The 14,193-nt window shown below is 52.1% G+C and carries 10 protein-coding genes; 9 read left to right on the forward strand and 1 reads right to left on the reverse strand.

Going from position 1 to position 14,193, the window contains the following annotated elements; translation table 11 throughout:
- The first annotated feature begins 21 nt into the window (after positions 1 to 21).
- The 9 genes from rfbD (at position 22) to J3364_RS01550 (ending at position 13,291) form a co-directional block, all read left to right on the forward strand.
- Positions 22 to 918: a dTDP-4-dehydrorhamnose reductase gene (gene rfbD / locus J3364_RS01510; RefSeq protein ID WP_349556106.1), complete on the forward strand. Its 897-nt coding sequence runs from the start codon at positions 22 to 24 to the stop codon at positions 916 to 918.
- The gene (rfbA, locus tag J3364_RS01515; protein WP_349556108.1) at positions 915 to 1,814 is read left to right on the forward strand and encodes a glucose-1-phosphate thymidylyltransferase RfbA; all 900 of its coding nucleotides are present in this window, start codon (positions 915 to 917) and stop codon (positions 1,812 to 1,814) included. Before rfbD ends, rfbA begins: the two co-directional genes overlap by 4 nt.
- A 1-nt stretch (position 1,815) precedes the next feature.
- Entirely contained in the window at positions 1,816 to 2,376 is a 561-nt protein-coding gene (gene rfbC, locus J3364_RS01520) for a dTDP-4-dehydrorhamnose 3,5-epimerase (RefSeq protein WP_349556109.1), read from the forward strand.
- On the forward strand, positions 2,369 to 5,857 hold the full coding sequence (locus J3364_RS01525) for a glycosyltransferase (protein ID WP_349556111.1): 3,489 nt from the start codon (positions 2,369 to 2,371) through the stop codon (positions 5,855 to 5,857). The genes rfbC and J3364_RS01525 overlap by 8 nt, the downstream gene beginning before the upstream one ends.
- Before the next feature lie 32 nt (positions 5,858 to 5,889).
- Entirely contained in the window at positions 5,890 to 7,215 is a 1,326-nt protein-coding gene (locus J3364_RS01530) for a sulfotransferase family protein (RefSeq protein WP_349556113.1), read from the forward strand.
- Positions 7,216 to 7,361: 146 nt separating this feature from the next.
- Complete coding sequence (cysC, locus tag J3364_RS01535) at positions 7,362 to 7,964, forward strand: adenylyl-sulfate kinase (RefSeq protein WP_349556114.1); 603 nt, start codon at positions 7,362 to 7,364, stop codon at positions 7,962 to 7,964.
- A gap of 37 nt (positions 7,965 to 8,001) precedes the next feature.
- On the forward strand, positions 8,002 to 9,768 hold the full coding sequence (locus J3364_RS01540; RefSeq protein WP_349556115.1) for an SLC13 family permease: 1,767 nt from the start codon (positions 8,002 to 8,004) through the stop codon (positions 9,766 to 9,768).
- A 211-nt stretch (positions 9,769 to 9,979) separates the two neighbouring features.
- Positions 9,980 to 11,629: a fibronectin type III domain-containing protein gene (locus tag J3364_RS01545; protein WP_349556116.1), complete on the forward strand. Its 1,650-nt coding sequence runs from the start codon at positions 9,980 to 9,982 to the stop codon at positions 11,627 to 11,629.
- 174 nt (positions 11,630 to 11,803) lie between these two features.
- Positions 11,804 to 13,291, forward strand: coding sequence for an aldehyde dehydrogenase (locus tag J3364_RS01550; protein ID WP_349556118.1), 1,488 nt, complete (start codon positions 11,804 to 11,806; stop codon positions 13,289 to 13,291).
- A gap of 45 nt (positions 13,292 to 13,336) precedes the next feature.
- On the opposite strand, the gene J3364_RS01555 is transcribed toward J3364_RS01550, so the two are convergent.
- A complete protein-coding gene (locus J3364_RS01555; RefSeq protein ID WP_349556120.1) occupies positions 13,337 to 14,149 on the reverse strand; it encodes a response regulator transcription factor in 813 nt (270 codons plus the stop codon).
- Positions 14,150 to 14,193: the final 44 nt, after the last annotated feature.

Below are 14,193 nucleotides of genomic sequence, written 5' to 3' on the forward strand. Positions count from 1 at the left end.
ATCTTTCCTGGGAGCATTGATATGAACATTCTGGTAACGGGTAGCGATGGCCAGGTTGGCCACGAACTTCTGAAAAGTTTGGCACCACTCGGCAATGTGATTGGCCTGACGCGTGCAGATGGCGATTTGTCTGATGTTTTGGTCGTTGAAGCGTTACTCGATAAATACGATCCTCATGTCGTGATCAATCCAGCTGCATACACGGCGGTTGATCCGGCAGAAAGCGAATCGGAACTTGCTTTTACGCTCAATGCGCGAATGCCCGAATCCTTAGCAAGATGGACGCGCGCCCACGATCGCTTCCTTGTCCACTTTTCGACGGACTATGTGTATCCGGGGCATGGCGTATCCCCCCAGACGGAGGACGAGCCGACGTCTCCAGCGTCAGTCTACGGTCAGTCCAAACTGGCCGGGGACGAAGCCATTCTGCGCGAGGATCCCTCCGCTCTGATTTTCAGGACATCCTGGGTGTACGGTGCGCGTGGACGCAATTTCATGTTGACAATGTTGCGTCTCGCCGCAGAAAAATCGAAATTAACGGTCGTTTCTGACCAATTTGGAGCGCCGACTCCTGCCTGGTTGATTGCCCAGGTGACGTCGATTGCTCTGCAGTCGCGCTTGGCTGGTAATACCGAGCTCAACGGGGTGTTGCACCTTAGCTGTCGTGGGGAAACCAGCTGGTGTGGCTTTGCCAGGGAGATTATTCATCAGGCCCGCCAGAAGGGGCATCGGTTGACAATGAAGGATGATCAGGTGCTTCCCATTCCGACCAGCGAATACCCAGCGCCGGCTCCTCGACCAGCAAACTCGAGGTTGGCTGTGGATCGAATCGAGTTGCTGCTGGGCATAACGCTACCCGACTGGAAGCGGGCTTTATCGATCACATTGGCCGATCTCCAGGGGAGGAGGGGCACATGACCGAACGTAATGAACGAAAAGGAATCATCCTGGCTGGTGGCTCAGGTACGCGGCTGCACCCCTGCACGCTCGCGACATCGAAGCAACTGTTGCCGGTGTACGATAAGCCGATGGTTTACTATCCACTGTCGACACTTATGCAGGCCGGCATCAAAGATATTCTCCTGATTTCGACGCCCCAGGACTTGCCGCGATTTGAGCAACTGCTTGGCGATGGCAAGCAGTGGGGGATAAATCTTACCTATGCGGTTCAGGCTGAACCCCGAGGGCTGGCTGAAGCATTTCTTATCGGTGAATCGTTTCTCAATGGCCACCCAAGCGCTCTGGTGCTGGGGGACAATCTCTTTCATGGGAGCAATTTCCGCGATCTGCTCGCACGAGCAAACGATCAAACATCTGGTGCGACTGTCTTTGCATATCCCGTCCAAGACCCTGAAAGATATGGTGTTGTGACTTTCGATGGCAGTCGCAACGTTGTCGACATTGAGGAAAAGCCTTCGGACCCGAAGTCGCGATACGCCGTAACCGGATTGTACTTTTACGACGAACAAGTCGTGGATTTCGCAAAATCAGTCGAACCCTCCGGTCGTGGTGAGCTCGAAATTACAGACATTAACGCACGTTACCTGGCACAGGACCAGCTTAAGGTTGAGTTGATGGGGCGAGGCTATGCCTGGCTGGATACCGGCACGCACGATTCATTGCTGGAGGCATCTCACTTTATTGCAACATTGGAGCATCGTCAGGGATTGAAAGTGGCATGCCCTGAAGAAGTGGCCTGGCGCAATGGCTGGATGGATGATGCCGCGCTGGAGGCGGTTGGTGAACAGTTCAGCAAGACAGGCTATGGCCAGTACTTGCTGGATTTGTTGCGGTTGGGTGACCTGGAGAAGTGAAATGAAGGTGGTTGAGACGCCGCTGGACGGTGTAATTATTTTTGAGCCCAAAGTGTTTGGCGACCACAGAGGCTGGTTTTTCGAGAGCTTCAATGCCTTGAATTTTAAGAAAGCGGTCGGTCACGAAGTGAGATTTGTCCAGGACAATCACTCAAGGTCCGGTCGGGGCGTTCTCCGAGGTATTCACTTCCAGTATGGAGGGGCTGCGCAAGGCAAGCTTGTGCGGTCGACCTCTGGAGAGATTTTCGATGTTGCCGTTGATTTGCGACGATCCTCGCCAACATTCGGCCACTGGACTGGCGTTTACCTGAGTGCCGAGAATAAGAGACAGCTTTGGGTGCCGGCGGGTTTTGGTCATGCTTTCATTGTGACCAGCGAGATCGCGGAAGTGCAATATAAGGTGGATGCGTACTGGTCTCCTGATCATGAGCGAAGTTTGCGTTGGGATGATTCAAATGTAGGCATCGAGTGGCCGGACGTGGGTGATGTTCAGTTGTCCGACAAGGACCGGCAGGCGCCAGGCTTGAACGTGCTGTCAGAGCAAGGAGTTCTGTTTGACTAAACCCACCGCTATTTTTGTACTGGGTATGCATCGCAGCGGCACATCCGCGCTGGCTGGTGCACTGGCAGCCTCCGGTGTCTGGCTCGGAGAAGACCTGCTGGAGCCTGCAAAAGGCGTCAACGACAAGGGCTTTTGGGAGCACAAGGAGTTGGTCGCGATAAACGAGGATTTGCTCGAACGAGCAGGTCTTTGTTGGTTCTCCCCATTGTCTTCCGACAGCATTTCTGAGTCGTTAGCTGACCCTTCGTATGATCTAGAGCCTCTCAAAGACCGAGCGCGAGCTTTCATTGGTGAGCTTATGAAGGGGGTAGCGGACTCTGAAACGCCGTGTGTTGCGATCAAGGATCCGAGGCTATGCCTGACCGCGTCGTTCTGGCTACCGCTTTTCGAGGAGGCGGGGGCCCGTGTTGTCGGGTTACAGATGGTGCGTCACCCGTCTGAAGTGGCGCGTTCACTTGAGAAAAGAGATGGTATCGTGTCCTCTCATTCCAACGTGCTCTGGTTGGATCATGTGCTGTCTTCCATGGAATTCTGCCGGCAACTGGAAATCAGTTTCACCGGAAGTTATGACGATTTGATGGAATCGCCCCGGGGGTATACAGAGCTGGCACTCAAGTCTCTGGGAATCGGGCTCCGATCAGATAAAGCAAGAATGGAGCAATGGATCCAAGGCGATCTCAGACATCATAAAGGTGAAACCAGGTATGCACCGGGCTTGCTTGGAGACGAGGTTGCGCTGTTGTACAGCGATATTGTCCGTCGGCATGCGATCGATCCTTTAAGTCTTGCGAAACTGGTCAATCGTTTTCGGGTGGTGTTCGATGACATCGAAGTTCTGTTTGGGCGTTTCAATGCTTCGACGATCCAGTTGCAGAAGGTGAGTGCCCATCTTGAATCTCTGGGGCGCGACCATTCCAGGGCGCTGGAAGTCATCAAACGCCGAGACCAGCAACTGGAAGCCCTCAATGCAGAGCGGGAGCGCGTTGGCGGGTTGCATCGGGAGGCAATTGAAACAATCTCAGCACGGGACCGTGAGATTGAGGGGCTAAACCTTGAAATTAACCGCAGAAGCAATGAATTTGACGAGCTGCGTACCCACCACGAATACGCGCTAAGTATCGTGGAGAAGCGGGATCAGCAATTATCGCGGGTTCAAGCACGTGTCACTGCGTTTGAGGCATCTTTTCCTGGCAAGCTTTATCGTGCCATGCGTTTGCTGGGGCGGATAGCGAAAAAAAGTGGTTCTCACCCGGTGACGAGTGGAGCCGGCCCTGCATCCGGTAGAACTGTATTCCCTGGCGGTGCCGAAAGGCCGCCGGTTGATGTCATTATTCCTGTTTACGGCGGGTTTGAGGAAACGCGCGAGGCGATTGTTTCTGCGGCCGGATCGATTGACACAGCCTGGGCAAGACTTGTTGTGATCAATGATTGTTCTCCGGAGCCTGAGATTACTGACTGGTTGAGAAAAAGTCAGGCGGAATATGGCTATGAATTGTTGGAAAACGAACGAAATCTTGGGTTCGTGGGAACCGTTAACAAGGGAATGACTCTGCGTCGGGAGGCTGATGTCCTGCTTCTGAATAGTGACGTAGAAGTAGCCAATGACTGGCTTGAGCGACTGCAGGATTGCGCCTATTCCCGTGAAAACGTGGCGTCGGTGACCGCGACGGCGAACAATGCCACGATATGCAGCTTCCCTGTTTTTTGTGAAGACAATGACTTGCCTGCCGGGTTCGATGTTGGCTCCTTGGATGCTGTGTTCAGGAAAGCGGTTCCTGCCAACATGGCTGTTGAGATCCCGTCAGGGGTTGGCTGCTGCATGTACATGCGTCGAGCGTGCATGGATGAGATTGGCTTGTTCGATGAGACGGCATACGGCAGAGGATATGGTGAGGAAAACGACTGGTGCCAAAGTGCGATAAAGAGCGGTTGGCATAACCTTCACGCACTCAATGTGTTTGTTTACCATAAGGGCGCCGTCAGCTTTGCGGAGGAGTCAAACCCGCGCAAGGAAGAGAATTTAAGAACCCTCCTGAAACGGTTCCCGTCATACAACGCTGATGTGCAGGACTTTATCTCCCGTGACCCCGCGCGCTTGTACCGAGTGGCTGTTTCGGTTGCGATGCTGGGTGAAAGTCGACTTCCCAAAGTGTTGTTACTTGCTCATGGCATGGGGGGAGGGGTTTACACGCACCTCCGGGAGCTTATTCGAGAGCACCCTGGCATCCACTATCTTCTGATCGAACCCGTCACCGGCGGAGGCATTCGGCTTCATCTAGCTCCAGAAAAATTTCAGATGTACCTTGATTTCAACATGGATGAGGGATACCCGCAGTTGCTGGATCTTCTTCGAGCTTCTGGAGTTGGGCATGTCCATGTGCATCACACTATGGGATTGCCTACTCGGCTATGGGGGCTGGCTCGCGATCTGGAAACGACCCTGGATTATACGCTGCATGACTATGCCGTTATCAATGGGAATCCTTCTCTGCTGGACAGTAACGGTCGTTTCGTTGGGGATCTTCAGGATCGGGATCAGCTGTGTGCTGCCCGCTGCCCCCTCCCGCCGGGAGTTGATGCAAAACAATGGAGAGAGAACCAGCTCTTCCTCCTGGAGCAGGCGCGCTATCTGATTTGCCCCTCTGATGATATGTATAGGCGGCTGAGATCTGTCAGTGAATTTTCGCACCTTACTAGCTGGGTTGTTACCCACCATATGGATGCCAGGGGGTTACAGTCTGTTAGGGTTAAGGCTTGCGAGCCCCAAGGACAATTACGAGTCCTGGTTTTGGGGGCCCTGAGCCCTGAGAAGGGTGCTGATATATTAGAGGGCGTCGCTCGCGCAACCGCCAAATTGGACTTGGATTTTCACCTGCTGGGTTATGCATACAGGGCCCTGGACAGAAAAATTAAAGTTCATGGATCATATGCAGAAGAAGACGCGATAGAACTAATATCTAACATAGCTCCTCATGTCGTATGGTTTCCAGTGCGCTGCGCAGAGACGTACAGTTACACTCTAAGCTTGGCGCTGCAATTAGGTTTACCTGTAGTTGCTTCAAAGATAGGAGCGTTTCCTGAACGCTTAGCAGGTAGAGGAGCTACTGTTTTATTTTCGGAATACGATTCTGAAGAAGCTTGGATTAAATTCTGGAAATCTGCAAGCTCAGATTTTAATGTGATTTTGTCTTCTTCAGTGTCGGAATCATATGCAGCATTTTCCGATGACGATTTTTATGGAACTAGATATATAGATGGGTTGAGGTGTCGAAAGGGGGGAGGCGCATTATCTCCAACTGTTTTGAGCCTACATGTGGAAAATGCAGAAGCTGCCGATGCGGTGATTGGGCGTCGAGAAAAAATATTACGACTTTTGCTCTATTTGACTCGAACCAAGATTGGAGGGGGTGCAGCGAGGCTTGTGCCACTCTCTATTCAGCGCGGAATCAAACGAAAACTGACTCGTAACAGTTTGCATTAATTGTACATTTTAAGCACTACTTTGGTATAGCTATGTCTATTGCTAATAAGCAGATTTTTTTACATATTGGAACACCAAAAACTGGGACATCTGCGCTTCAAAAGTTTTTTATGGATAACCTTGAGTCGTTAGAGCGCAATGGTTTTAGTTATCCGAAACATGGATTCGATGGGAATGATATTTCCTCCGGAAATGGTCAAGAAATTATAAATATTGCGATTCATCAGGGTGTTGGTAAGGCTAGGGCTCATCTCGATAAGCTGCTAAAAAAAAGTAAGTCGAATAATGTTTTGATTTCGAGTGAAGCCTTCTATGGTCATCCTGAAATAGTGCACAGAATTGCACCTGCCGCCAAAGTAATAGTCTATTTTCGAAACCAACTGGATCTAGTTGAGTCATCATATAATCAGTCGGTGAAAAGGGCTGGTCAAAAAGCTCCATTCTCTGTTGCTTTGAAAAGAGTTATGAATAGAAAAGAGCCGTTTTACACTGGCGAACTGATAAAGAGGTGGGTCGATCTGTATGGAAAAAATAATGTTGTTTTTCGGCTTTATGAGAACGATTCTTTTAAGAATAAAAATATATACGATGATTTTCTGTATTCAATAGGAGTGGGTCATACCGAGAATTTTCATATTCGCCCTAGCAAAGTGAATGTGTCATATTGCGCCGATGCACTGGATTATAAACGTTGTCTAAATGCGCTGGTTGAGAATATTTCGTTTCCTTTTATGGCAGAAGTTGATGCTGTTTTACAAAGGTATTCTCACGACTACTTTGAAAATGGTGGGCAAAAATTTTCGCTGTACTCGGAAGAAGAACTTGCTCAAGCAGATTCTTTCTTTCAATGCTACCGTGAAGAGTTGGCAGATATTTTTGGGTTAGATAAAAAATTATTTTATAATAATTATAAATTTTTTTCGCCTGTTATCGATTCTAACAAGAAAGTTCAGTCAATCAATCGTATTACTGACCTGCTTTTGGCTAAAAACCCGAAAATAGGATCTGTTCTTCGTGATGCTTTGAGTTCTGGTTTCGAATCCTCCAATCCTGTCGTTCGGAAATCGGCCCAAGTATTATCACCACTTTTAGCAAGACCTGATTTTTATAATGCAATGCTAGATATGTCCCGCATAACTACTGGTGGTGCGCTCGGTTTTTCTGATCGCCAACTGAAAGCTATGTCTGAAGGAGCATACAAAGAGGCCGACTATCTCAGGGATATATCCATTATTGTGGATCAGGAGAATAGAACGGAAATGGCTCATAAGCTCATCTCGCGTGCGTTACAGTTAAGACCTAATGGGCCCAAAATTCAAGAGTTAGAGAAGCATTATCAAAGAAAGTTACAGAATTAATTCTTTGATTCAAAGTAAGAATGGTAGTTGTTGCTAATCTAGTTAAAGCTGTTAAATGTTTAGAGGCTTAAAGATGCGGGTATTCTGGATTAAGTTGTTTGATTATTGATCGTTGAGGTAAATTCTATTATAAAAGGAAACTTATAGTGTCCTCTAATATTGTCTGGCACGATCACAAAATTACTCGAGCGCAGCGAGCTGATAATAAAGCTCAGAAGCCCTGCCTGCTCTGGTTCACTGGTTTGAGTGGTTCTGGAAAGTCGACGGTTGCCAATGCCCTTGATGTGGCCTTGCATCAGCGGGGCTACCATACCTTTCTATTGGATGGTGACAATGTCAGGCATGGACTTTGTAAAGATCTGGGTTTCTCGGATCTCGATCGTGTAGAGAATATTCGTCGCATTGGTGAAGTCAGCAAGCTGTTTACGGATGCTGGATTGATTGTCTTGAGTGCGTTTATTTCTCCGTTCACCAGTGATCGGAGAATGGTGCGAAACCTGTTCCCGGCAGGTGAGTTCATAGAAGTTTATATGGATGCGCCTCTGACGGTCTGCGAGGAAAGAGACCCGAAAGGCCTTTACGAAAAAGCAAGAACCGGTGAGATAAGGCATTTCACGGGAATCGATTCACCCTATGAGGCGCCGGAACATCCGGAAGTCACGCTGGACACCTCCCGACTATCCGTCGACGAGTGTATTGATTCACTTGTGGAATATCTGGTTTCGAGCCAGTTGATTTCGGCCCGCTAGGACGAAGGATAATGAGTCAGTCAGAGGTGCATATACAGTGACGTGGCAGGCTGTCCTGACGCTACTGACCCTTGGAGCAGCTTTGTCGGCACTTGTTTTTACGCGAGTTGCGGCCGATCTCGTGTTCATGGCAGCGCTTGCCATACTGCTGATTACCGGTATTCTGACCCCGGTAGAGGCCCTGGCAGGTTTTGCAAATCCCGGGGTTATTACAATTGCAACGCTCTATGTGGTCGCAGCCGGCTTGAAGGAAACCGGCGCCGTTCAGTGGATTGCCCGAATGCTGCTTGGACACCCGGAAACGCAGCGTGGAGCCTTATTCCGTATGGTCGTTCCGACCGGAATCCTCAGTGGTTTTATGAACAACACAGCTGTTGTGGCCATGTTTATTCCCGCTATCCAGGATTGGGCCAAACAGCTGAATATTTCTGCCTCCCGACTCTTACTTCCCCTGAGTTATGCCGCCATTCTGGGTGGTACTTGCACACTGATTGGAACCAGCACCAACCTGGTGGTTGATGGCCTGGTGAGACGCCAGTTTGGGACTGGTTTCGGATTGTTCGAGTTGGCCTGGGTTGGCGTTCCTTTGCTTCTGGTTGGCGGCGCGTTCCTGGTGCTTTTCGGGAGTCGACTTTTGCCCGATCGTGGTGGGGTGAATGAGGAACTGGAACAGGCTCGTGAATACGGAGTTGAAGTCGAGGTCGTGGGGCAAGGTTCTTTGGTTGGTAAAACGATTGCCGAGGCAGGTTTGCGAGCTCTGAGTTATGGGTATCTGGCAGAGATAAACCGGAATGGCCGTCTCATTACAGCCGTTGAGCCTGATCGGACTCTCCAGGCCGGTGATCACCTTTACTTCATCGGCGCACCGGAGTGTGCCAGTGAACTGCGCCGTATTCAGGGATTGAAGGCAGCGAATGGCAGCGTCCACAAACTCGAGATAGAAAATCATCAGCGTTGCCTGGTTGAGGTCGTACTCGGGCAGGAGTTTCCAGCGCTGGGCATGACTATCCGCGACAGTCGATTTCGCACCCGTTTCAACGCTGTCGTTTTATCGGTATCCAGGGAGGGGCGACGGGTTCCAGGCAAACTGGGTGATATCACTTTCCGTATGGGAGATACGCTTTTACTTGAAGCTAGCCATCAGTTTGTCGAGCAGTATCGCTTTCGACGTGATTTTTTGCTGGTAAGTGCGCTTAACGATTCGACGCCACCGGACTTTCATAAAGCGCCCCGCGCGCTGGCAATCCTGTCAGTTATGGTTCTGGTGAGTGCAATCGGACTGCTTTCTATACTTGAAGCTGCGTTTTTGGCCGCCGGTGCGATGATTGCGCTCGGCTGCCTTACGGGAAGTCGTGCCAGGCGCAGTGTCGATTTGCCAGTTCTACTGGTCATTGCGTCTTCCTTTGCGCTTGGAAATGCAATGAGGGAAACGGGAGCAGCCGACTGGTTGGCAAACGGTTTGCTTGATGCCGGCACATTCTCTCCATGGCTTCTTCTGGCCGTAGTTTATGTCATCACGGCTATGTTTACCGAGCTGATGACAAACAACGCGGCTGCTGTCCTCATGTTCCCAATTGCTCTGTCCGTTTCAGAACATTTGGGTGTGAGTGCTTTACCCTTCATTGTCGCAGTGATGTTCGCTGCATCTGCGTCGTTTATTACGCCGCTTGGTTATCAAACCAATTTAATGGTGTATGGGCCTGGAAGGTATCGATTTACGGATTATATGCGAATTGGTTTTCCTCTCAGTGCTATTTCCGGTGTTGTTGTTGTTGGATTGATTCCCCTGGTTTGGTCGTTTTAAACGGCCAGGGGTATTGATGAAACCGAAATTTTTCTAGCTTGAGCGATAAAGGATGCAGGACATCTTGCGAAATGATCGGATGTCCAAGTGAAAGGAATCGGGATTGGTGTCGGAAAAATGGCGCAATTATGGGTCAAAATGTCGACGGCTTTAACGTTATTTGACAGCCTCGTCTCCTACCATAGCATCGTTCGTTTCGTCTGGAGATGCTATGAATCCTTGCAATTCAAAACAGTACTTTGTCGCCTCAGCTTTGTTAGCCATGAGTGTGGTTTTGAGTGCTTGCGGCGGGGGTGAAGGTGGTTCATCGCCAGCGAATACGACTGCCCCTCCGGAGACAAGCGAGGTGTCGAAGCCCTCGTCGATGCCCGACATACTGGAAAGGCCCGTGTGGATAGAGGGCTATGCGGTAAAAGGTGCAATCAACAATGGCCTTGTTAGGGTTTGGCGCCTGGAGACATCAGGCTCTCAGTATAGTTGGACCCCTCTGGACACGAATGCCCGGACTCAATCGGACGGTAGTTTCAAATTTTCGGTGCCTGGAGAGTACTCGAACGACCTGTTGAAGGTTGTGCTGCGAGCAGACTCCCAAACGATGATGCGTTGTGACGTATTGCCAAAATGTGTTGATCCTTTGGGCGGCAATGTCGAATTCGGAGATTGGTTCTCGCCGGGACCGGATCTTCGATTGGTTACCCTTGCGAAGTCATCGGTCAATTCGCCAGCGATTTCGCTAACGCCTTTAGGCACTTTGGTTGCCAATCATCAACTGCATTCTGGAGATCTTGAATTTCAGAGGGGCTACGCAGATCAGGGGATTGAGGCCCAGTTCGGTCTGGGTTCCGGCACCCTGCAAATGAAACCATTGGATTTGTCTGCCCTCGAAAATGGTTACGCATCAATTCCAGAGCTAAAGGCGGCTTTTGTTAACGCAGCTTTCATGGCTTTGGTTGATGGGCAGCGCTGGAAAACGTTGAGCGAAGTTATCGATGCTGCCGAGAATTCTATGTCTGGCGCGGGGCAACTTCCGGTTGAAGCCGGTAATCAGTTTTCGATGAGCCTTGAGCTGATCGCGTTGTCCGCCTTGATGCAGGCCCAATATTTTTATGAACGATCCAGTCGCGAGCTGGGTTCATCGCGCAGTGAGATCAAAGGTACGATTGAAAGTCTGACGGGTACGCTGTTTTCGACAGGATACGAGTCTTTTCCAAGCGACGCTCTGGATTCGACGGAAGCACATACTGAAACAGGGCCTCAGCCTGATCCAGCCCCAGATCCGGATAAATTGGGAACAACAGAAGAGGATGAATCGTCTGATGGGGGGCAAGTTAAGGGAAGTATTTCGGGATCGGAGATAGATTCTGGCTCAACGTCTGGTTCTAATGCGGCTTCCAGTGAGGATTTAGAGGAGACTTCGGCTGCCGGATCAGTTCAAGGGCGTAACGATGGCCTTGAATTAGAGGCGGGCAACAACCTTGACGGAAACGTGGTAGGTGATCCCGAAGAAGATTCTAGTGACGAAGCTGATAGCCAGGAGGCGCCGGACGAGGGATCTGGTGCCCGTGTAGAAGAAAGCTCTGAGGCTGATTTGAACTCCGCCACGTTGAGTTGGCAGCCACCGCTGACTCGAGAAGACGGCTCAGCCCTCGCTATGGGTGAACTTGATGGCTATGTCCTTCGCTATGGTACCGAAAAGGACATTGAGAGCATGTCTAATGAATTGGTTGTGGAGGACGGCCAGTCCATGGAGCTCAAAATTACTGGGCTGGACCGGGGAACATGGTACTTTGCCATGCGTTCAGTTGATGTGGATGGCTTGAAAAGCCAATGGTCCAGTGTTGTTAGCAAGACCATAAACTGATTATATATGACATGCATATGCAGTGGGTTCCAGAGGTCCTTTTGAGCATTTGTGAAGGGTGTCTGCCGGAACGGCTGTAGAATTCTCGCTTTGTATACCCACTGGGGGATATGGAGCCGAAATGTCCCGGCCGGTTAGGCTTGATGCAAAGTCAATCAATGTCGGGAGAAGACCATGAAAACCAGCGCGGAATGGAAAGCCCTGAGCGAGTCGGTGACCCTGCACGGACAGGCCTTTATCGATGGTCGATTCCAGAGCGCCGTGTCCGGCGAGACCTTCCCGGCGATCAATCCGGCAACGGAAACCAAGCTGGCGGACATTGCCAGCTGTGATACGGCCGACGTGGACCTGGCCGTCGATGCGGCCCGCAAGGCGTTCGTCTCTGGCGTGTGGTCGGAGTTGTCGCCGGGCGATCGCAAGCGGGCGCTGTTGCGCTTCGCAGATCTGGTCGAGCAACATGGCGATGAACTGGCGGTTCTGGACAGCCTGGATATGGGCAAGCCGATCAGCGAGATGGTGGCCATTGATGTGCCGGATTCCATCGACTGCCTGCGCTGGACCGCTGAGTCCATCGACAAGTTGTACGGCGAGATTTCACCCACCGGCAGCAACACGCTGGGTCTGATCAGCCACGAACCGGCTGGTGTGGTCGCCGCCATCACCCCCTGGAATTACCCGCTTATGATGGCCATGTGGAAGATTGCGCCAGCTCTGGCGGCGGGCAATTCGGTCATTCTCAAACCGTCCGAGAAGAGCGCCCTGAGCGTGCTGCGCCTGGCGGAACTGGCCAAAGAAGCGGGTATTCCCGATGGCGTCTTCAATGTGCTGCCCGGGTTTGGACACACGGCCGGCAAGGCGCTGGCTCTGCATAACGATGTTAACGTGCTCGCTTTCACCGGCTCCAGCCGGGTCGGCGGGCTGCTGATGGAGTACGCCGGTCAGTCGAACCTCAAGCGGGTCTGGATCGAGGCGGGCGGCAAGTCGCCGATGTTGGTGTTTGAGGACTGCGAAGACATCGAGAAGGCCGCCGGCACCGCAGCGGCCGCGATCTTCTCCAACCAGGGCGAAGTCTGCATCGCCTGCTCCCGGCTTTACGTTCAGTCGTCCATCCGCGAGCGCTTCACTGAAGCGCTGCTGGAAGCCGCCAAGGCCTACCAGCCCCAGGATCCGCTCAACCCGGAAACCCGCATGGGGGCACTGGTCGATAAGACCCAACTGGAGACCGTCGCCCGCTACGTTCAGTCGGCCATCGACGAAGGTGGCCGGGTGTTGACCGGTGGCGTCCCCGAGGCGGTGCCGGGGCAGGGCTATTTCGTTCAGCCCACCATCATCGGTGATGCCCATAACGGCATGCAGTTTGTGCAGGAAGAAATTTTCGGACCGGTGCTGGCCGTGGGCGAGTTCAGCGATGAGGCGGAAGCGATCCATCTGGCCAACGACAACCGCTACGGTCTGGGTGCGTCCGTCTGGACCGGCAACCTGTCCCGGGCGCACCGCGTCAGCCGGAAGATTCAGAGCGGTATGGTCTGGGTCAACGGTTGGGGTGGTGGTGACAGCACCATGCCGTTCGGCGGGATGAAGGCGTCGGGCTTCGGCCGGGACAAATCCCTGCATGCCTTGGAGAAGTACACGGACATCAAAACCGTCTGGATCAGTCTCTGATCCGGTCGCCCGGTAGCGGTCGGCCGGCGGCGGACAATCTGGACACTAGGCGTTTTCTTCCAGGTGGCTCAGGTGGTTAATGAACTGGGTGAAGATTTCCGCCTGGGTGGAGGTGTTCAGCCGCGCGTGGATGTTCTTGCGGTGCACCTTCACTGTGCCGACGCTGATGGTCAACTGGTCGGCAATCGCCTGGGATGAAAAGCCCCGCAGGATCAGGTCGGTAATTTCCCGCTCGCGCTGGGTCAGGACGCCGCTGGCGAAGGTGCGCAGGGCCCGCTTCATGGGCCCGTCCGAGCGCCCGTATTGCAGGAACTCCCCGGACTGTGCCTGCCAGAATTGCCGCACCAGCGCGCTGATCACCGGGTAGAATTCCTGCAGGGCGTTTAATTCGGTGCGGGAAATGCTTTCCAGGGACGCTCTTCGCCCCAGTGTGATCGCACAGGTCACCTTGTCATCCAGGCGAATCAGCAGATTGATCTCGTCCACCAGGCCGAAGTTCTGGTAGCAAGTCTGGTAATATTCCGTACTCTTGAAGGAATCCGGCATGATCTCGGCCAGCCGCACGATGCCGGGTGCCGCACCGTTCTTGATCGCGTGGAAGAGCGGGTCGAGCACATAGGCGTGGTTGATGTACTGGCGCAGTGTGTCGCTTTGCTCTTCGGGATCGGAAGGGTGGACCAGAATAGGTCGCAGGGATTTCTTGTAGGTCAGCAGCAGGATGGTGTCGAAGAAACACAGGGTCGAGAGGAAGGCCTCCAGCATCGAGGGAAAGCTGCGTAGTCGCTGGTGCTCGATGAGGACCGCCAGGTTCTTCTGCCAGCTCTCATTGGCCTGTATCTGATTAACGCGATCTCTCATCACCATCCTTTTTATTCTTTCAGCGCACCACGGAATGTCACCCG

The organism is Marinobacter sp. NFXS9, assembly GCF_040148665.1.
Classification (GTDB): domain Bacteria; phylum Pseudomonadota; class Gammaproteobacteria; order Pseudomonadales; family Oleiphilaceae; genus Marinobacter_A; species Marinobacter_A mangrovi.

Excerpts from the sequence above, each read along its gene's own strand:
- rfbD (WP_349556106.1), top strand. The coding sequence starts at position 22 with ATGAACATTCTGGTAACGGGTAGCGATGGCCAGGTTGGCCACGAACTT.
- rfbA (WP_349556108.1), top strand. The coding sequence starts at position 915 with ATGACCGAACGTAATGAACGAAAAGGAATCATCCTGGCTGGTGGCTCA.
- rfbC (WP_349556109.1), top strand. The coding sequence starts at position 1,816 with ATGAAGGTGGTTGAGACGCCGCTGGACGGTGTAATTATTTTTGAGCCC.
- J3364_RS01530 (WP_349556113.1), top strand. The coding sequence starts at position 5,890 with ATGTCTATTGCTAATAAGCAGATTTTTTTACATATTGGAACACCAAAA.
- J3364_RS01545 (WP_349556116.1), top strand. The coding sequence starts at position 9,980 with ATGAATCCTTGCAATTCAAAACAGTACTTTGTCGCCTCAGCTTTGTTA.
- J3364_RS01550 (WP_349556118.1), top strand. The coding sequence starts at position 11,804 with ATGAAAACCAGCGCGGAATGGAAAGCCCTGAGCGAGTCGGTGACCCTG.
- J3364_RS01555 (WP_349556120.1), bottom strand. The coding sequence starts at position 14,149 with ATGAGAGATCGCGTTAATCAGATACAGGCCAATGAGAGCTGGCAGAAG.